The organism is Streptomyces sp. NPDC046925 (genome assembly GCF_040644915.1).
Lineage (GTDB): Bacteria > Actinomycetota > Actinomycetes > Streptomycetales > Streptomycetaceae > Streptomyces.
Genome location: NZ_JBEYWZ010000004.1, coordinates 548537 through 566087, shown reverse-complemented (window position 1 = coordinate 566087; position 17551 = coordinate 548537). Strand labels below are relative to the sequence as shown.

Annotated in this window: 17 protein-coding genes and 1 pseudogene; 7 read left to right on the top strand and 11 right to left on the bottom strand. The window is 68.1% G+C overall.

Going from position 1 to position 17551, the window contains the following annotated elements; all coding sequences use genetic code 11:
• Positions 1-463 precede the first annotated feature (463 nt).
• On the top strand, positions 464-3757 hold the full coding sequence (locus ABZ906_RS21050; RefSeq protein WP_361384609.1) for a WD40 repeat domain-containing protein: 3294 nt from the start codon (positions 464-466) through the stop codon (positions 3755-3757).
• A 106-nt stretch (positions 3758-3863) separates the two neighbouring features.
• Here ABZ906_RS21050 and ABZ906_RS21045 read toward each other — a convergent pair whose 3' ends face one another.
• The 5 genes from ABZ906_RS21045 to ABZ906_RS21025 form a co-directional block, all read right to left on the bottom strand.
• Positions 3864-4325 (bottom strand): hypothetical protein, encoded by a 462-nt coding sequence (locus tag ABZ906_RS21045; protein ID WP_361191842.1) that lies wholly within the window; start codon positions 4323-4325, stop codon positions 3864-3866.
• Between the two features lie 351 nt (positions 4326-4676).
• Positions 4677-5456 carry an IclR family transcriptional regulator C-terminal domain-containing protein gene (locus ABZ906_RS21040; RefSeq protein WP_361384606.1) on the bottom strand — a complete coding sequence of 260 codons (780 nt, stop codon included), beginning with the start codon at positions 5454-5456 and terminating at the stop codon, positions 4677-4679.
• The gene (locus ABZ906_RS21035) at positions 5453-5968 is read right to left on the bottom strand and encodes a sigma-70 family RNA polymerase sigma factor (RefSeq protein WP_361384603.1); all 516 of its coding nucleotides are present in this window, start codon (positions 5966-5968) and stop codon (positions 5453-5455) included. The genes ABZ906_RS21040 and ABZ906_RS21035 overlap by 4 nt, the downstream gene beginning before the upstream one ends.
• Before the next feature lie 39 nt (positions 5969-6007).
• Positions 6008-6280 (bottom strand): hypothetical protein, encoded by a 273-nt coding sequence (locus ABZ906_RS21030; RefSeq protein WP_361384600.1) that lies wholly within the window; start codon positions 6278-6280, stop codon positions 6008-6010.
• Positions 6281-6502: 222 nt separating this feature from the next.
• The gene (locus ABZ906_RS21025) at positions 6503-7144 is read right to left on the bottom strand and encodes a hypothetical protein (RefSeq protein ID WP_361384597.1); all 642 of its coding nucleotides are present in this window, start codon (positions 7142-7144) and stop codon (positions 6503-6505) included.
• A 137-nt stretch (positions 7145-7281) separates the two neighbouring features.
• Here ABZ906_RS21025 and ABZ906_RS21020 point away from each other — a divergent pair.
• Positions 7282-7407 (top strand): annotated as a pseudogene (locus tag ABZ906_RS21020) (IS5/IS1182 family transposase); the annotation flags it as partial.
• Positions 7408-7428: 21 nt separating this feature from the next.
• On the opposite strand, the gene ABZ906_RS21015 reads toward ABZ906_RS21020, so the two are convergent.
• Positions 7429-8013 (bottom strand): hypothetical protein, encoded by a 585-nt coding sequence (locus tag ABZ906_RS21015; protein ID WP_361384594.1) that lies wholly within the window; start codon positions 8011-8013, stop codon positions 7429-7431.
• Between the two features lie 170 nt (positions 8014-8183).
• Positions 8184-8579 carry a hypothetical protein gene (locus ABZ906_RS21010; RefSeq protein ID WP_361384591.1) on the bottom strand — a complete coding sequence of 132 codons (396 nt, stop codon included), beginning with the start codon at positions 8577-8579 and terminating at the stop codon, positions 8184-8186.
• Between the two features lie 153 nt (positions 8580-8732).
• On the opposite strand from ABZ906_RS21010, the gene ABZ906_RS21005 reads away from it, so the two are divergent.
• Positions 8733-10169, top strand: a complete 1437-nt coding sequence (locus ABZ906_RS21005; RefSeq protein WP_361384588.1) for a hypothetical protein — start codon at positions 8733-8735, stop codon at positions 10167-10169.
• Positions 10170-10254: 85 nt separating this feature from the next.
• Here ABZ906_RS21005 and ABZ906_RS21000 read toward each other — a convergent pair whose 3' ends face one another.
• The 3 genes from ABZ906_RS21000 to ABZ906_RS20990 form a co-directional block, all read right to left on the bottom strand.
• Positions 10255-11043 (bottom strand): hypothetical protein, encoded by a 789-nt coding sequence (locus ABZ906_RS21000; RefSeq protein WP_361191865.1) that lies wholly within the window; start codon positions 11041-11043, stop codon positions 10255-10257.
• Between the two features lie 897 nt (positions 11044-11940).
• Positions 11941-12321 (bottom strand): hypothetical protein, encoded by a 381-nt coding sequence (locus ABZ906_RS20995; protein ID WP_361384585.1) that lies wholly within the window; start codon positions 12319-12321, stop codon positions 11941-11943.
• A 202-nt stretch (positions 12322-12523) separates the two neighbouring features.
• A complete protein-coding gene (locus tag ABZ906_RS20990) occupies positions 12524-12982 on the bottom strand; it encodes an ATP-binding protein (RefSeq protein ID WP_361191871.1) in 459 nt (152 codons plus the stop codon).
• Positions 12983-13337: 355 nt separating this feature from the next.
• Between ABZ906_RS20990 and ABZ906_RS20985 the strand changes: the two genes are divergently transcribed.
• The 4 genes from ABZ906_RS20985 (at position 13338) to ABZ906_RS20970 (ending at position 15863) form a co-directional block, all read left to right on the top strand.
• Positions 13338-14159 carry a helix-turn-helix transcriptional regulator gene (locus tag ABZ906_RS20985; RefSeq protein ID WP_361384874.1) on the top strand — a complete coding sequence of 274 codons (822 nt, stop codon included), beginning with the start codon at positions 13338-13340 and terminating at the stop codon, positions 14157-14159.
• Entirely contained in the window at positions 14156-14407 is a 252-nt protein-coding gene (locus ABZ906_RS20980) for a DUF397 domain-containing protein (protein ID WP_361191876.1), read from the top strand. The genes ABZ906_RS20985 and ABZ906_RS20980 overlap by 4 nt, the downstream gene beginning before the upstream one ends.
• 76 nt (positions 14408-14483) lie before the next feature.
• Complete coding sequence (locus ABZ906_RS20975; protein WP_361384582.1) at positions 14484-15299, top strand: SAM-dependent methyltransferase; 816 nt, start codon at positions 14484-14486, stop codon at positions 15297-15299.
• 120 nt (positions 15300-15419) lie between these two features.
• Positions 15420-15863 (top strand): hypothetical protein, encoded by a 444-nt coding sequence (locus tag ABZ906_RS20970; protein WP_361384579.1) that lies wholly within the window; start codon positions 15420-15422, stop codon positions 15861-15863.
• 162 nt (positions 15864-16025) lie between these two features.
• On the opposite strand, the gene ABZ906_RS20965 is transcribed toward ABZ906_RS20970, so the two are convergent.
• Positions 16026-17531 carry a HEAT repeat domain-containing protein gene (locus ABZ906_RS20965; protein WP_361384576.1) on the bottom strand — a complete coding sequence of 502 codons (1506 nt, stop codon included), beginning with the start codon at positions 17529-17531 and terminating at the stop codon, positions 16026-16028.
• Positions 17532-17551 lie beyond the last annotated feature (20 nt).

The following is a 17551-nucleotide window of genomic DNA, read 5'->3' as shown; positions in this document are numbered from 1 at the left end:
CCGAAGTGACAGCCGACGGCCACTGACCGAGCGACTCCTGATCTACATCCTGCCGGGCCTGGGCGTATCGATCGGAGCGCTACTGGGCGTCCTCACCTCTGATCACGTCACTCCCCTCATGATCGTTCTCACGTCCTTGCTCGTCGTGTGCGGATTCGCGGTCCCGCCGGCCGTCGACCAACTACGAGACCGGGCAGCGAGTCGGGCACAGCATGAGCGATCGCGGGCCCGGGCGTCTGATTCCGCGGACGCACGGCGAGCGGAGCAGCTGCGCAGTCACTTCCATCCCAGAGGACGGGGCATTCTGCCGTCGATCGTGCGCGACGGCTCCTATTTCAGCGGACGCATTCAGGTGCTGGGCGAACTCGTGTGCTGGATCCGCGGCGAGGGCCCGGACGTTGCACGGTCTCGTGTCGTGACCGGCGCTCCGGGGTCCGGCAAGTCAGCGGTTCTCGGGAGGCTGGTGAGCCTGGCCGACGCCGAGCTGCGCGCCGCGCTGCTGGCCACCGCACCGGAAGACACCCTGCCGCCCGTCGGAGCCATCAGCTTCGCCGTACACGTGCGCGGCCGTACCGTGGACGAAGCGGCCGCCGCGATCTCTCAGGCGCTGGCCATCGACGAGGTGACGTCCGGCGGACTCCTCGCGCATCTGCGCGAAGCTTGCCCGCCTCGGTCCGCCGTGGTGGTCGTCGACGGGGTGGACGAGGCCGCCGACCCCTACCGGCTCGTCGTCGATCTGCTCGAACCGCTGGCGGCAGCGGCGGAACGGACGGGCATCCGTCTGCTGGTGGGCACACGCCGAGGCGGCGATGACGGCCTGCTGCGCCTGTTCGGGGCCGCGGCGCTCGTGCTCGACCTGGACGCCGAGCGCTACCGGGATCAGCACGACCTCGCCGAATACGTCCGTCGCACGTTGCTTGCCGAGCCGGACCCGCAGGTCCGCACGCCCTACCGGACTCACCCCGGACGTGCGGCGACGGTCGCTGCCGCCGTGGCCGCCCGTGCCGGATCCAGCTTCCTGGTGGCACAGCTCACGGCCCTGTCCCTGATGGCTTCGAGCGAGCCCGTCGACACCGGCAGCCCCGGGTGGACACAGACGTTTCCCACCACGGTCGGTGCCGCGATGGACCGCTACCTTCGCGACATGCAGCCGGGCGGCCCCTGGTTGCGCGACCTGCTGATGGCACTGGCCTGGTCCAGGGGCGACGGGTTCGACAACCCGCGCGTCTGGGCAGCCGCGGCCACCACGCTGGGGACCGCCGCATACTCGGAACAGGACGTCACCCGGCTACTCCTCGACACCAATGCCGTCGATCTGCTCCAGCGGTCGGAACAAGGAGATCTCGTCGCGTTCCGGCTCTTCCACGAGGCTCTTGGCGAACACCTGCGTCAGCTCAGCGCTCGCCAGCGTTCACCGATCGCGATCCAGCGCGGGCTGACGGCCGTCCTTCTCGCTCAACTGTCGTCCGCGTCCACCGACGCCCCGGACTGGGCGAACGCCGACAGCTATACACGCCTTCACCTCCCTCACCACGCGGGCGAAGGACAGGTATTGGACCGGCTCCTGGGCGATGCGGGCTTCCTGGCCCACACGGATCCGGCGCGCCTGCTCGCCGCCCTGCCCACGGCACGCACCGAGTCCGGCCGGCAAGCAGCACGGCTCATCCAGCGGGTGGGCCAGCAACTGCTCGTGGCACCGGAGGACGAGCGCATCTGCTACCTCGAAATGGCGGCCCGGATGGCCGGCGACGAGCAACTGGCAGGAGCGCTGGCGGCCACCGCTCCCGACCGTCCCTGGTCGGTGCTCTGGGCACACTGGGACGCCCTCTCCGAGAGCCGCACACTCGGCCACCACGAGGACTACGTCGTCGCCTTGGCCACCGTCGAAACCCCGCGCGGAGCCGTGGTGGTCTCGGCGAGCGCGTGGGGCGTCCGGGCCTGGTACCTCGCGAACGGCGAACCGATGGCGGCAGGCGTGCCCGAGCCGGAATCGCCCGTCATCGGCATGGCTGCCTACGGACAGGGCGACGGCATTGCCGTCGTGACCCTCCACGAGGACGGACGCCTGCTGCGCACGACACCGGACGCGACGCACCCACAACAGGTCCTCGCCCGCGATCGTGCGCCCTACGGCATCTGGTTGGTCCGTGCCGAGGACCGGACCGCCGTGGCCACGGTCAGCCACGGGCGCGCGATCGAGGTCCTGTCCGCGCAGGACGGGCACCGCTTCGCATGGCCGCGCGTCGTCATCGGCGAGGAAGACCGCATCCTCCAGGTGGACAACGCCGGCGGACACTGCCTTGCCGTGGTCAGCAGACCGGACGGCGAGACGGCCACATGGAGGCTCAACGATGCCACCCCGCTCAATGAGCCACTGCGTCCCGCCCTCCTGTTGCCGGGCTGGGGGCCGGGTGCGCGCGTCTGGGCCGCGTCGATCACGGAACGCGAGGGCGAGCCCCTGATTCTTCTCGGAGCCCAGACAGGCCATGTGCTCGCCTGGGACCCGGTCCGCGCAGAGATTGCGGGCGAACCGCATCGCGGGGACGCCGGTGTGTTCGTCACGCTCTTCACCGGCTCCCCCGGCCGGCGTCGTGATGCGTGGAGTTGGGGCGACTGGAACGGCAACCTCTTCACTCATGATGTTCGTGGAGAGATTCGGCAGCTGGCCGCTCACGACGGCGGAATCGAGTCGCTCGCACGGAGCGAACTGAACGGTGTCACCGTGCTCGTCACGGGGGGACGCGACGGTTGCGTACGCGTCTGGGACCACCGGACAGCCGACCCGGCAGGCCCCGCCCACAGCTACCGCAGCATCGCCACAGGGGTCGATGCCGCACATCGCGATTGTGTCGCATCCGTCAGAGCGGACGGCGCCACCGTCATCTTTGATGCGGACAACGGCAACGTGCTCGCCGAGCTGCCTGCGACCGAGGAGGAGTGGCGCAGGACCCTGGCGCTGCCGAGCGATCCGTCCTCCTTCATCACCCTGAACAGTCGGGGTCACTGCACACTGCGGCGGTTTCCCGATGCCCGGCCAGTACGCGAACTGCCCACCGCACTGACCGAGTTGCGCCAGGTGTCCGTATCGCATCACGCGCAGCCCATCCTGCTGGCCCCCACGTCAAGCGGCCGGCTGCACTTCGTCGACCTCACCACCGGTGAGCCGCTGCGGCCACCGCTCGACTGCCATGCCGACGCCTTCCGTGTAGCCGCCCTGCCCGAAGCACCGCAAGGCACCCTCAGATTCATCACCTGGACCTACCAGCCCCGCGAGGCACGGCTGTGGAACGTGACCACCGATGAGACGCACCACCTGGACCTGCCGCTCACCCCGCATCCGGATGCCGACCACCTCCTGCACATCACGGCTGTGGCGTTCGGGCGCTCGCAAGACCTCCCGGTCGCCGTCGCCGTCGGGTCCTACTCCCATGTGCTGATCTGGAACACCGAGGATGGAACGCTGGTGTCCGACGCTCAGCTCGAACACGGCCATCAGATGGAGCTGATCGACGTCCACATGACCCGGATCGCCGGGAAACCACTGGTCGCCACCGCAGGACACACCTGCTCAGTGGCCCTGTGGTCGCCACAGACCCATCAGGAGCACCACCTGCGGATCGGGTCGGTACTGTGGCACACCCGCTTCCTGCCCGGCCGTCGGGTCCTGGCCGCCGGACCACGCGGGATCATGGCCATCGCACTCAACTCCCGCCTCCTCGACCGGCTTGAACGCCTCGATCAACCCCTCCCCCGCTAGATCCTCCCTGCCGCTGTCCTACTACCGGCAGGACATCCCGGTCCCCATCGGCCGGTGTCACACGTCGTCCCGCACCGGAGGGTGCGGGACGGACGCGTGCGGCGGGTCAGGCGCAGAGAAGGGACCAACTCATGTCGGGGCTCCAGGTCTTCTCGCCGGAGGACCTGCCCTTCCAGCTGAACGTCGCCACGACGTCGAAACTCTGCTTCGACACGCACGGGTCGATGGCTTTCGTAGCGGCCACGTCCTCGGTGCCGTGCCAGCCGTCGGTGTCCGCCGCGGTGCGCACCGTCACCCACTTGTCGCCGTTGAAGCGGCGCAGCTTCACGTTGGTGACCTTGACCTGGTAGCTGCCGCCCCCGGCGACGTCGGTGATCTTCGCCCGCGCCCTGTAGGTGTCCTTGGCCTCGTCCCACCAGACGGTGGCGCAGCGCTTGACCTGGGTGCCGTAGCACTGCCATTCGCTTGCCGCGGATGCCGAGGACGGAGTGAAGACGATCGACGCACCGAGCGCCGAAGCGACCAACGCGCCGGTAGTGGCCAATCGGCCCACACGCTTGAGCCCCATGAAATCCCCCTCTTGATCTGCCAGTGATTCCGGGGAACCTTATCCGGCGATTCAGAGCAACTACGCGCACGTGCGGGGTGGTTGCGCTGCTGTGACAAAGTCCGAGTTCGGTTCCTTTTTGCGGGGCCGCCGGCTGCCTGCACAGACGACCGGAAACCGTCACGCCCGGTTCGACGGAAGGCCGTGCGGAGAGGGAATCGCCTTCGGCGGACATCCCGCGGCGGCCCACCCAGTGTCCTGGCTGTCCGGCTGTCGCCGCCGTCAACGCCGCTACGAGCGAAAGCCGGAACACACTTCCTTGTCCTCACCGCCATCGCGGCGACACCAACGCGTCGCCCTGCACGCTATCGCTCACCGCCACCTCGAGCGGATCGGCCCGCTCAGAGCCCCTCGGTCATCACCCCTGCCCACCCGGGAACGCACCTCCGCGGCCGTGCGGTCGCCGGCCAGCGGCAGTTGAGCTCCCGGTGGAGAATCCTCCGGCAGGATGTTGGCCCTTCCCGTGAGAGCGAGGTCGAGTGCCGGGCAGGCCAGGCGGCGGAGGGAATCCCCCACAGTTCTGACGCGGTGGGCCATCTCCACCGGCAGATAGGCGGCCACAGCTCCCCTGCGACCGGCGGCACCGACGGGCACTGCGACGGAAACCCAACCCACGGCGTACTCCTGCAGGTCCAGGAAAGTCGACCCCGGCGCGTAAAGCGTGCGCAGCTTGTCGAGAAGGACGCGCTCGCTGGTGAGGGTGCGCGAGGTCAGCCGCGCCATTCTGTGGCGCATCAGATGGTGGCGAAGGGTGTCCTGGTCAAGCTGGGCGAGCAGACACTTGCCAAACGAGTGGGCGTGGGCCGACTTGCCGAACTCCACCCACTCGACCACGCGCGGAGTGGTCGGCCCATCCGCCTCGGCGACCACCCGTACCTCGCCCTCTTCGTAGACCGCGAAGTACAACGAGGCCCCTACCTCCTCGCGCAGTCCCTCGAGCAGCCTGCGGATGGACGTGCTGACCTCATCTGGCAGTGGGCCGGGCTGCAGCGACGTGTGGAAGCGCCGGTACCGTTCTGCGGTTTCGTCCTCGCCTGACCACAGCTCGTCGACCGCCTCGACAGCGGCCCGAAGACGCCTTTCGACAGTCATCCACGGTCTCCTTCCCCGTCGGCGTCCCCCAGTATCGCCCTGAGGGTCTTTCTGCCCGCGTGGACATGAGAGCGGGCCGTCACAGGGGCCGCTTCCATCGCTTGTGCGATTTCCTCGTACTCCATGCCGAACTGCAGCCGCATGACAAGAGCTTCCTGCTGGCGTGCGGGGAGTTTGCGGACCGCGTGGATGATGTCAAGGCGCAGATCGCAGGCGGCGACCTCGTCCTGCGCGGCGATCCGGTCCCGTAACGTCGCGGCGTCCAGAAGCAGCCCCTGACGGCGGCGTGCCTGCCGGGCGTCCTCCAGGCGCTGCCCCGCAACCTTGAACAGCCAGCCCCGGGGATCTTTCATCCCGCCCACGCGCTCCCAGTAGCGGTAGGCGGCGAGCATCGTGAGCTGGGCAGCGTCTTCCAGAACGCTCTGCTCCGCCTCACGCCAGAGCAGGTATCGGCAGACCGTGGGGTGGTAGCACTTGAAGAACTCCTCGAATCCGGGCGGCCCTTGGGGCATGCGGTCTTCACTGTGCCGAACGGTTCAGGTGCGCCAAGGTCACGGACTTACCTCACTGCGGGGGGACACACGGAAAGTGCGCCGGTGTCCGCGGTCGTCGACCATGTCCAGGCTGCCGCCTGCCGCCAAGCGGTCGAGGACCTCGACGGCGGTGGCCCGGCATTCACGCTCCGCCGCGGCGGCTGAACGCCCGCGGGCCAGTTCCCGCAGCACCTCCCACGGTCCGATCCGTCCCCGCCCCCTCCCCAGCCGGATGAGCACCGAGAGCCCCATGATGGCGATGGGCCCAGCGACAGCAACAGTGTCACTCAACGCGTCCTCCCTCTTTCCTGCCTCCTGGCACGCTGCCGGCAGGCGGCTTGTCGATCCTCATGACATAAGGGACGCCGGGGCCGTTGTGTTGAGTGCGATGCGCAGATTTCCGAGAAGGGTCCGGCCCCGCGCCAATACGGTTGATCGATGAGGGCGTGCTCATCCTCTTCGCGCAGCCGGCACGGCGGACACCTTCGTCATGTCTGCCAGCCGGCGGCCGAGCTACGCGCCGTTGTGTTCGGTCAGACATGTGTACTGCACCTCGCCCTCCCAGCCCCCGGGCTCCGCGAACGTCACCACCGCCGGCCGGGCAGGTGCCACACAATCCGGCACGTCCACCGTGAACGCCGACGTCTCCCCGCTGGGATCGAAGGGCAGCAGCTCCGAACACTGGTAGGCCGGTGCCCCCATGAGGAGGATCGCCTCCCGTACCGGGCCGGAAAATGATCCGGTGTAGACGAGGCAGTAGTCCGACGAGGGATCACCGCCCGTCTGTGGCGTCTGGATGATCCGTACCTGCTCCACCCCAGCTGTCTGCACCGTGGGCGATGGTGCTGGGTCGCTCGGTGCAGAGTACGTGCTCGGCGGCGCGCTGGTCCTCGCGGGCGGCGCTGCTGCTTGCTCCTTCCCGGCTGGATCGTCGCCGCCGGCGAGGGAGACGATCCCCACTCCGGCCAGCGCACCTACTGCCGCGACGGCGAGCGCCAGCAGGACGAGCCACCCCTGCCGCGGAGGCTCCGGCGGGGACGGAGAGCGGACGAGCGGAATGTTGTCGAGGGTGTCGCCATTGTGGAAGCGCGCGAGTTCCTCATCCGGTCGATCCGGGCGCGGCGGGCGCTGCGGGCGCTGCGGGCTGTCGGTCATGGCCCCCCTGGGTCTCACAAGTGTGAGCGGCAGTCTCCTCCCGCAAGGAGCCTGACGGGACGATTTCGGCGGATCCCGTCCTCGCCCACCGCGATCGCCTCGGTGAACATGCGCGCCCTGAAAAGGTGGGCCCTGAAGGTCCGAATCCTGTCGACCGGGGCAAGCACGGCTGGAAGATCCACCCGGTCGCGAAACGGTCGGGTCTGGCCGTCTCCGTCAAGATTTCCGGGGCCAACCTGCACGACAGCCAGTCCCTCGTTCCCTGGTGAAGGGAGCAGCAGGGCTCAGGTGTTGGCGGCGCCATAGCGCAGGGCGTCGCCTTGTGGAAGCAGGTATCCGATATCACGCGTCCGCGGCAACTGCCCCGCCAACGTCGAAGCGTCGGTGCAACCAGAGACCTCGAATCCAACGACCCCCAGGCTGAAAGAGGCGCTCTTGAAGGTTTCGGTCCCGACGGCAGCCAGCCATTCGTCCATCACGTCAGACCTGAAGAACGGCTGACCGTCCCCGTAGGCAAGACCCGCCTTGTCCAGCGCACCGACGGGCACGTACAAGTCCAGCCAGTCGCTACTTTCGTCGCCGCCTCGGATCGCCACGCAACCACACACGACCAATTGACCTGTGGGCAGGCGGACCTGACCGTGGAGATGGCCGAACTCGGCCAGTGAGCCAACCGTGCACGGCACGGCATCCTGTTCGTCAGGTTCGCGGTCCGTCCGACCGAAGCACCCGTGGACGTCTGCAGCGGACCACAGGGCACTCAGAACAGCCTGAATCCGGGCGTCGTCGCACGACCCAACCTCTATGGCCAGCTCGTAGTAGCCATTGGACCAGTTGGTCTGGTCTCGGAAGGTGGCGGAACTCGTCATGGCATGATCATGCGGCAGAACCCTCCTTCAAGGCCACCCACACTCACGTGCGTGGCAAGCCAGTTGAGAGCTTCTGCCGCCTGCTCCGAGCGGCGCCATCCCCCCGGCCGGATACACGTTCCCAACAGAGTGGCACTGGCTGGCGTGATGTACGTGCTGCGCACCCGTGTTCAGCACTGGCCGATGCAGTCCTTCTTGAAGACCTGTTCGCCGTCGACGGTCCCAGTGACGGAAGCGCCCCGGATCCGGGGTTTGTCGCCGCTGACGACTTTGGAGTCCGTCCCCAAGTCAGCGGTCATCTTTGCGGGCTTGCCTTTCTCGGTGGTGCCCTTGCAGGTGATGACCATTTTGGAGTCGGACTGGTCGTCACTGGAGCAGGTCAGCTTGCCCTTGATGGGGTGCCCCGCCTCCCTGAAAGCAAGTTTTCCGGCCTGGGAGGCGCCGGTGCGGGCCACGCTGCCGCCGACCAGGTCTTCGGATCCGCATCCGACCAGCACGACGGCGGCGGTGATGGCGGTGATCGCGCAGGCCGCGGTGCCCCTCGAGGTGGTGCGTGCTGTAGCCATACCTTGCATCGTGGACGCGGTGCGCCGATGCCACGAGCGCAGGGTCCGCCGGGTGGGCCAATCCGATAGCTCGTGGGGATGACCGCGCAGGCAGGCCGGTGGCCTTGGTCCGAGCGTGAAGTGGTATCGCCGTCGACGTTGGGACCCGCCGCCATGCACTGCTCCCGCAGGACACGCCCCGTCCTCGCTCTGGCGCTGACTGCTGTGACGGTCTCGGCCTGTACGGCGACCGAGGCCGCCGTGCGCACCGACAGGGCCTCGGACACGCCGGCCTCATTCGACGACATGATGCAGAGCGTGCAGCACGACATGGCCGTGGCCTGGCCGCACACCCGATCTGTATGGCCAGGCGCCGACTTTTCCGGCCACAACCTGCTGCTCAGCGACGGCTCGACCACGTACGTGCTGGACCGCGCCGGCCGCAAGAAGGTACCGGCCGAGGACCTGGCGCAAGCCAAGATCGAGATTCCGGCCGAGGACGCCTTCGACGTGGTCACCTTCGACGGCAAACCGTCGCTGATCATCCACGTACCCAAGGACCGGGGCGCGAGCCAGAAGAAGGACCCCACCGGTCTGACAGCCCCACAGCCCGGCTACACATTCGCGCTGGCCAGCCATGAGCAGTTCCACCCCTACGTCCAGAACAAGCCACGGGAATGGAAGTCTCTCCAGACCCTCGACAAGCAGACGGACGCAGACCGCACGGAGCTGTATCCCTTGCAGGCCGGTCCGCGCATCGACCGCGCCATGGTCTACAACACGCTCCTCGAAGGACTGCAGCATCCCGACCAGGTCGCTCGCCACCTCTCCGAGGCCGCGTGGTGGGACGCGAAGTGGCGCACCGACCACGCCGACGACGCCAAGGGGCAGGAAGCCACCGATCTGCTGGAAGGCACGGCCAAATACTTCGAGCAGTACACGCTGGCCATGACACAGGTCGACAAGCCCACCGACGCCGGACAGGTCCGAGCCCGCCTCGCGCAGACGCTCAAGCCGATGACGATCGCGTCCAAGGGAGTCGAGCCCTACGCGATCGGCACTGTCGCCCTACTGAACGCGGACGCGCAGGGCAAGGACTTCAAGCAGAAGCTCACCACCGAAGCGACGACTCCCCTGGCCGAACTGCTCAAGGGCGTCAAACCCGCCGGCCCCCAGCGCACGCCGGACCAGGTGCGCGACGGCATCACCAAGAGCGTGGAGTCGACCAACCAGGAGCTGTCGAAGTCCATCGACCCGTTCGTCAAAAGCGTGCAAGACCCCGGACACAGCGTGCTGATGCTGCCCGTCGACTCCGTGTCCGGTTCCATGGGCGGCAAGGGCTTCTACACCACCAAGGAACTCCCCATCACCATCACCCCCGACGCCAAGGTCACGTTCAAGACGGACAGCGGCCGCGTACGGGCCGAAGGCGTCACCACCGGCGAGCTCGAGCAGGACGGCAAAGGCTACTTCGCCATCCCACTCATCATCGGCAAGGACGGCGCCCAGCTGGCCGGCACCACGCTGTCCCTGAACGGCGGCGGACTCACCGGGCGAGTAACCGTGCAACCGGCCACCCAGGGCGGCCAGCACTTCCTCTACGCCCAATAGCCGGGCGACCCTCTCGACCGGGTACGCCCCCGCAGATGGGGGGCTGCCGGCGTTTGGCTGGTTCGATGCTTCCGATGGCAAGCCACTAACCATTCGCGGAGAAAGAGGTTCCGGACCTGATTTCAATACGTACGTCGTCGCTGTCCTTGATGACATACGTCGAGCTCTCCCGCCCCCATCCGGTAGGCAGCAGGTAGTACCGGTGGTCGCGCTCGATCAGCAGGCGAAGATTGGTGTATCGATAGCGGAAGTGTGTGCCTTTTCCCAGGTCTGTGACACGAGGCCCTGGCGGGGCAAAGCTCAACTGTTCAGCACTCAGCAGAATCACGCTGACTCGCTGAACCAACTGTTGTGTGTCTCGGCGAGCGTCCTCGCGACCCAGGTCCCCGGCCACCAGGGCCGCTACCCAGACCAGGCAGAGGCCGGCGATCATGAGGGACGCTGCGAACCTCCAGACCGGTTCGCGCGGTTGTCCTGAAGGAACCGCCGAGGGAACGCGCCCCAGCACAACCCCGGTCGCCACGAGTAGCGGGGCGACCCACGCGAACGGCTGGATCCAAGGCCACAGCACCATCAACAGCGCTCCGGCGGCAACGAATGCATAATGACATTTCGCCGCTATGCGCCCCAACTCCGCCGCCTTGTCCACATATCGGCCGGGAACCCGCAGATAACGCAAGAGCCGCGGAAAGGCCGGCAGCAATAGCGCTACCGTCAGGATCTCGAAGACAGGCATTGTGGCGAGTCGGAGGCTGCGGATCACCAGTTCGTCGGGGCTGAATCCCATGGCGAAGTTGTCCAGATGAAAGTAACCGAAGTATGCGTTGGTGTAGATGTAGCCCGTGTACAACATCAGCACGCCGATGAACGCCACGGTCCCGACAGCGGAGTTGAAGAGTTCCAGGTTGGGGCCGCTGTCTTCTGCTGGAGCAGGCTCTGACGCAGAGCGAACGCGGGCAGATCGGATGCGAGCCTCGGTCGTCGTGGAGCGACCAGCCCGGCGGTGCCGCAGCAGCCGGTTCGGCTCATGCGACGAGGCAGGAGAGCCGGCGAGCCGCCGGCCGTTACGGAGGGCGCCCACTCTGCTAGCTATCGGGGCTGTTGCGGTGCCGGCCATCCGGCGGTGCCGAACATGTGACGCCGGGCGGCGGCTTCAGCCCGCAAGGGTCGGGGGGCGCAGACGACGGCGGATCTCCGACGAGACCAGGGCCGGTGGTATCGAAGGAGCCGGGGTCCTGCGGCTCCGGCTCCAGGGGCGGGATGCCGTGATCACCATTCTCGCCGTTGCCCTCATTGCCGTCGTTGTCAGCAGTTGGCCCGAGAGGCGTTTGGACATCATCGTCTTCCTGCCCGTCGGAGGGGTGGCCCCGCGGTCTGCCTGACGGGCTTCCCGCTTCACCTCTGCCGGCACCTGGCACGCCTGGCTCGCGCTGCCCGCCAGGAAAGCCATCCCGAGCGCCCTGGACGGGAGTTGCCTCTCCCGGTGCATCGCTCCCCTGTACTGTGGCGGCGCCTGTCGGGGCTCCGCCAGGCGGCTCCGCCGAGACGTGACACGCAGTAATGCCCAGACCCGTCATCGTCGTCAAGACGAGCGCAGCGCCGACCGCCGCCATCCGAGATCCCTGCATGTGTGCCCCTGGCGCCTGCTAGTCACGATGTGCAACCAGAGGTTCCCACCGTGCGCAGGGTGCCCGGACCTGTTGAGTCCGAACTACGAAGGTTGATACACGGGGTACTACGTTCCACTGCTTACCGGCTGCGGTGCCGGGCGCTAGCGCATTTCACCGCTCAGCGACATCAAAGGTGCCCAGGTGTAACGGAGATGCACGCCGTGGTCGTTGAGCCAGGCGATTTCGCGGTGCCGGAGTTCGTCCGCGGACTCCGGGGCGATGGCGCTGGGCCAGCGGACGAGTACCGCGGTGACGCCCCCTGTCTGTACCAGCTGCCTCACCCGCCGCCAGCCTCCGCGCCGGGCCGGGTCGGGTTCGCCGTACGTGTCGGTGACGACCTCGGTGATCGTCAGTCCGCGCTCCCGGGCGAAGGCGTGACCTTCGGTCTGCGCGCGCTGCGTGGCAGCCCGGGGCTCTGTCCGGGGTCGGTCGGCGCATACGTACAAGACCACGGAAGAAGCAGGTGGATCTTGGGGATTCATGGGCGCCTTCTGTCGGTCAAGCGAGAAGAAGAAAGTCGCGGGCCTGCGAAGGGCACGTAGCGGACTGGGCGGTACCGCCTGCGCCTTCCGCCGGTCGGACGAGAAACCGGGTCCGTACGCCACGGCAGCCGCAAACGGCCGAGAGAGAACCGCTGTTCCTTGCGGAGGGGGCCACCGTCGACGCCCGGCCGATGCCGCACCATCAGGGGCGGGCCGTCATCTCTGCCCAGACGACCTTGCCTGCGCCCCGCGTCGAGCGTGCCGAGCCCCACCGGTCCGCGAGTTGCTGGACGAGAAGCAGACCCCGCCCGCTCTCCTCGTCGGCCCCGGCGACCCGCACGGGCAGGCCGGCCGGGGCGCTGCCCTCGTCGTGGAGTTCGATGCGCAGACGCTGCCGGTTGTCGGTCAGCGTGATGCCGCACAGGACGTGGACGCTGTCGGTGTGGAGCACGGCGTTCGTGGTCATCTCGGACACCAGCAGCACCGCGTCGCAGCTGGTGTCCCCCGGCACCTGCCAGGTCAGGAGACGGTCGCGTACGGCGTCGCGGGCGGTTCGCGCGCTGGTGCGCAGGGCGGGCACGTTGAACCAGTACTCGCGGCGCGGCGCGGTCGCGGCTAAGGCGGCAGCCGTGGGTGGATCCGGGGTCGTGGGGAGAGTCACGGATGTCGCCTTCCAGCGCCCCTGCGTGGGGGTGGGCGCGGTGTCGGAATGCCGAGGGGCGTGAGGCGTATGCCGAGGCAGCAGCGCCGCGGTGGGATATCCGGGGCGGCATTCGCCCCACATGTCCCCTCTGGGCCGGATGCTGCGCCGGAGCTGTGCCCTTACCTCTCACGCATCAACTATGCGCAGGGTGGAGTGCACCCTGCAACCGACTCCCTGATAATTTCAGCGATACGTGTATCAGCATGGCGTCAACATCAACTCGCTGACAGAATGATGCTGTTGACGAGCCGTCGGGAGGTCGGGTGTGAGGGAGCAGCCCCGTTCCAGCACCAGCGCGCCGACAGTCCTGCGCATGATCCTCGGCCGTCGGCTGCAGGACATGCGGCTCGACGCCGGTGCCTCGCTGGAGGATGCGGCAAAAGCACTGCGCGTGAAGACTCTGACGATCCGCCGGCTGGAAAAGGCCGAGGTCGCGCTGAAGCCTCTCTACGTGGAGAAGCTCCTGGAGACCTACGGCGCGGACCGCGGCATGATCGATGAGTTCGTCGACCTGGCCGAGCAGGCCAACGAGCCCGGCTGGTGGCACTCCTACCGCGACGTCGTCCCCAGTTGGTTCACCGCCTACGTCAGCCTGGAGACCAGCGCCAAGACGCTGCGCACCTACGAACCGCAGTACGTCACCGGCCTGCTGCAGACTCCCCTCTACGCCCGCACCGTGCTGCGCGGCGGAATGCCGAACGGAAGCGAGGAAGAGCTCGAGCGTCGCGTGGAGTTGCGGCTGCGCCGCCAGAGCCTGCTGGAGAAAGACGATGCTCCCACCCTGTGGGTGGTCCTGGATGAAGCAGTCCTGCACCGCCAGGTGGGCAGCCCCGACGTGATGCGGGAGCAGATAGAAAGGCTCCTGGACGTGACCGAGCTGGCGCACGTCAGTCTCGACATCGTGCCCTTCGACGCGGGTGCGCATGCCGGAGCGTGCGCCCCGTTCACGTATTTCCGCTTCGAGGAACCCGAGCTGCCCGACATCGTCTACAGCGAACTGCTGTCCGCCTCCGTCTACCTGGACCAGCGTGCGGACGTCGTCGCCCATCTTGAGGCGCATTCCCGCATGGCGCTGTCGACGTCGTCCGAGGACAGCCGGGCGCTTTTGAACCGTATGCGCAAGGAGTACTCGTGACGATCACCGACCAGGGCGTCTACAACGGAATGCCGGCCCGCGACCTCGGGGAACAGGGCTGGGAGCGCCCTTGGAGCGGGCCGAACGGCGGCCAGTGCATCGAAATGAAACGGCTCGCCGACGGCCGTGTGGCCCTGCGGCAATCCACCGACCCGGCCGGGCCGGCGCTGATCTGCACGCCGCAGGAGGTCACCGCTTTCGTCCGCGGGGTGAAAGAGGGTCTGGCCGATCACCTGGCCGCCGGGTGAATCGACGGCGGCAAGGGACGCAGAGGCCGTCCCGTTCCTGGCCTGCGGGCCGACAGACACGGGTGAAGGGAAATTCATGACCACCAGGCAGCCTGGCCGGGATCTCGACACGAGCAGGCCGCACTCGGCCCGGATGTACGACTACTTCCTCGGCGGCAAGGACCATTTCGAGATCGACAAGGATGCGGCCCAGGTCGCAGCCCGGGCCCACCCCGGCCTGCCCGTGACCGCCCGCGAGAACCGGGCGTTCATGCACCGCGCGACCCGCGTCCTGGCGCAAGAACACGGCATCCGCCAGTGGCTCGACATCGGCACGGGAATCCCGACCGAGCCCAACCTGCACCAAGTCGCCCAGTCCGTCGTACCCGAGGCCCGTGTCGTGTACGCGGACAACGATCCTCTGGTCCTCAAATTCGCCGAACGCCTCATGCGGAGCACGACGCAGGGACGCACGGCCTACATCGAGGCCGATGTCACCGACCCCGACGCACTGATGAGCGCCGTGGAGGACTCGCAGGTCCTGGACTTCGACCAGCCGATTGCTCTCTCCCTCAACGCACTCATGCACTTCATCACCGAACCGCACGACCCCTTTGCCATCGTCCGCCGGCTCCTCGACCCGCTCCCGGCCGGCAGTGCCCTGGCCATAAACCACTGCACGCCCGACTTCGACCCCGTCACCTGGAACAAGGTCGCCGAGATCTACACCAAGTCGGGGACTCCGGTGCAGTTTCGTTCGCACGGCGACATCCGCCGCTTCTTCGACGGGCTTGACCTGATCGAGCCCGGCCTGTGCTGCTGCCACCGCTGGCGTCCTGCCGGACCTGCCGACGGGACGGAGCCGACGGACGCCCAGATCGGCCTGCTGGCGGGTGTGGGCATAAAGCGCTGACCTCTCTCCTGGCGGTTCGCGAGCCAGGGACCTGCGCGATGACCGGCTGCCGCCCACGGATCCGCGGTGATCGCCGTTTCCGGCTTGTGGCGCAGTGCCATTCGTTGGAACCATCTCCGCATGTTCGAGCTACTCCCCGAAGTCGGCATGCGGCTGCCTGACGGTGCCGGCATCCTCCGCTTCGGCATGGATGAGCGCGCCGCCCAGTGGGCCGTCGCCACCATCGCGGACGTTCGCGATGGTTGGGTCTGTGGCGCTCGCTGGGCTTTCAGCGCGCAGTACCAGAGCTTGACGCTCGATATATACGGCGACACCGCGGGCCGCGGCTCGCATCAGGACACCCCGGGCCTGGCCGGCATCGGTCTCACCCGCGACCCGTTCACGCTCACCGGGCCGTCTGCCTGCCCAGTTGCACTGAGCGGCATCGACCTCTTCGGCTACCCGACCGCCGAGGTCTCCGATGCCCTCAAGGAGGGCCTGCCCCCGACGCTCCGGCTCAGCGGCGAAGGCGCCTACCTCAGCGCCGTGTCGCTCCACGCGGAACCCGTACCTGTCGAGAGCTGATCACGACGGCGAACCGGATCGACGAGTGGGGCCTCCGTGAGATCCGACGACACTGCCCCCGGTGCCGAGGCGGGTGGCGATGAAGCGCCGCGTGCGCACCGCCGGGCCGATGGCGGGGGCGTTGCTGGCACTGCCCGTGTTGCCGTTGTCGCCCCTGCCTCGTCAGGTGTTCCGGCAGTCGTCCAGGGCCCGCAGCGCTTCGGCCGCCGCCTCGCGTACGTGAGCGGATGGGTCGGAGTCCAGGGCGGCAAGCCGCTCGCGCAGCCGCTCCTCGCCCGCAGGGAGCGTGCCCGTCTCCTCCACCCAGTGGGCGATCGCCTCCGCGGCGGCCTGGCGCACCCACAAATTGCCGTCGTCCAAGTGCCGCACGAGAAGGGGCAGATCGTGCGGGGTGCCGGCGTCCGTCGCATTGTGCGGGTCCAGCAGCGACAACGCGGCGGCCCGGACCATGGGGGAGGTGGTCCGGTCCACCAGTTCCCGCATACCGGGCAGGGCTTCCGCCAGTCCCGTGAGGACCCTTTCTGCCACCCCGACCAGGGTGGGGGCGACGCCGAGACGGGCCACCAGTCCCCGGGCGACCGCGGCGCGTTCCCACGGCCGGAACCCGGTGTCCGCCATGGCGTCAAGGCCGCGCAGCGCTCCTTCGTACACCTCGGCCGCGGCATGATCCAGCAGAGGGAGCAGTAGCCACACGGCGTCCCATCTGCCCATCTCGCCGTAGGCCTTTGCTGCTGCCGCGAGCGTGGGGGGCGTCGTTGCGGGGTCGGTGAGCAGAGTCCGCAGGAGCCTTGTGGCGGTCTTGCCGCCGACGGCTCCCAGGGCTGCGGCGGCCGAGGGCCCCGCCCTCTCCTCGCTCAGCCAGCGCGAGGCCGGACCCAGGAGCCGTTGGTCACCCGATCGACCGAGCAGGAACAGCAGTTGCCTCGCCACCGCCGGGTCCCGCTCGGCCGCCAGGGCGGCGAACAGCGCGTCCCGCGTCTCGGGGTGCTTCACGCGCGCCAGCCGGAAAGCCACGGCGCAGCGCACCTCGGCAGAAGGGCCGTCCGTCAGATCCTTCAGCAGCGATGGCAGCAGCCGGTCGGTGTGCTGGTCCGACAGCATCAACAGGGCATGCACGCGCGCGCCGTCCGCACCCCACAGGGCCGCACGGGCCACCTCTGCCTGGATGTCCGGGTCCTTCCCGAACTCAAAGATCATGGCCCGAGCCCGACCCCAGATGCCGTGGGCCGGATCGCCCAGCAGCCGCACGAGCGCGGGAACATCGCCGGGCACGCCCAGCTCCCGCAACGCCTCCAAGGCGTTGATCCGCAGGTGATAGTCGGGATCCCCGAGCAGTCGCGCGTAGCCGTCCACGACCTCGCGATCACGCAGCCCGAGCCGGACGGATGCCAGAGAAGCCTGTCTGCGCACCCACGGATCGACGTCGTCCATCAGCGCGCACAGGGCCTGCACTACGGCCGCTCCGGCCGGAGGGACCCCCAGCCTGCCCAAACCCACCGCCGCGCCTTCCCGCACCTCGGGTGCGGAGTCGGCGGCCGCGCGCAGGAGCACCGCGGCATGCTCGGTGCCGCCGAGTTTGCCAAGCCCCTTCGCCGCTGCCGCCCGCCGCCAGGTGTCGCCCGTCTCCAACTCCCGCAGGAAGAAGGCGATCTGGTGATCTGTCGTCATGTGCACCCCGCGAAGTAAGA

Excerpts from the sequence above, each read along its gene's own strand:
- ABZ906_RS21045 (WP_361191842.1), bottom strand. The coding sequence starts at position 4,325 with ATGGGGCTCAAGCGTGTGGGCCGATTGGCCACTACCGGCGCGTTGGTC.
- ABZ906_RS21040 (WP_361384606.1), bottom strand. The coding sequence starts at position 5,456 with ATGACTGTCGAAAGGCGTCTTCGGGCCGCTGTCGAGGCGGTCGACGAG.
- ABZ906_RS21035 (WP_361384603.1), bottom strand. The coding sequence starts at position 5,968 with ATGCCCCAAGGGCCGCCCGGATTCGAGGAGTTCTTCAAGTGCTACCAC.
- ABZ906_RS21025 (WP_361384597.1), bottom strand. The coding sequence starts at position 7,144 with ATGACCGACAGCCCGCAGCGCCCGCAGCGCCCGCCGCGCCCGGATCGA.
- ABZ906_RS21015 (WP_361384594.1), bottom strand. The coding sequence starts at position 8,013 with ATGACGAGTTCCGCCACCTTCCGAGACCAGACCAACTGGTCCAATGGC.
- ABZ906_RS21010 (WP_361384591.1), bottom strand. The coding sequence starts at position 8,579 with ATGGCTACAGCACGCACCACCTCGAGGGGCACCGCGGCCTGCGCGATC.
- ABZ906_RS21005 (WP_361384588.1), top strand. The coding sequence starts at position 8,733 with ATGCACTGCTCCCGCAGGACACGCCCCGTCCTCGCTCTGGCGCTGACT.
- ABZ906_RS20995 (WP_361384585.1), bottom strand. The coding sequence starts at position 12,321 with ATGAATCCCCAAGATCCACCTGCTTCTTCCGTGGTCTTGTACGTATGC.
- ABZ906_RS20985 (WP_361384874.1), top strand. The coding sequence starts at position 13,338 with ATGATCCTCGGCCGTCGGCTGCAGGACATGCGGCTCGACGCCGGTGCC.
- ABZ906_RS20975 (WP_361384582.1), top strand. The coding sequence starts at position 14,484 with ATGACCACCAGGCAGCCTGGCCGGGATCTCGACACGAGCAGGCCGCAC.
- ABZ906_RS20970 (WP_361384579.1), top strand. The coding sequence starts at position 15,420 with ATGTTCGAGCTACTCCCCGAAGTCGGCATGCGGCTGCCTGACGGTGCC.
- ABZ906_RS20965 (WP_361384576.1), bottom strand. The coding sequence starts at position 17,531 with ATGACGACAGATCACCAGATCGCCTTCTTCCTGCGGGAGTTGGAGACG.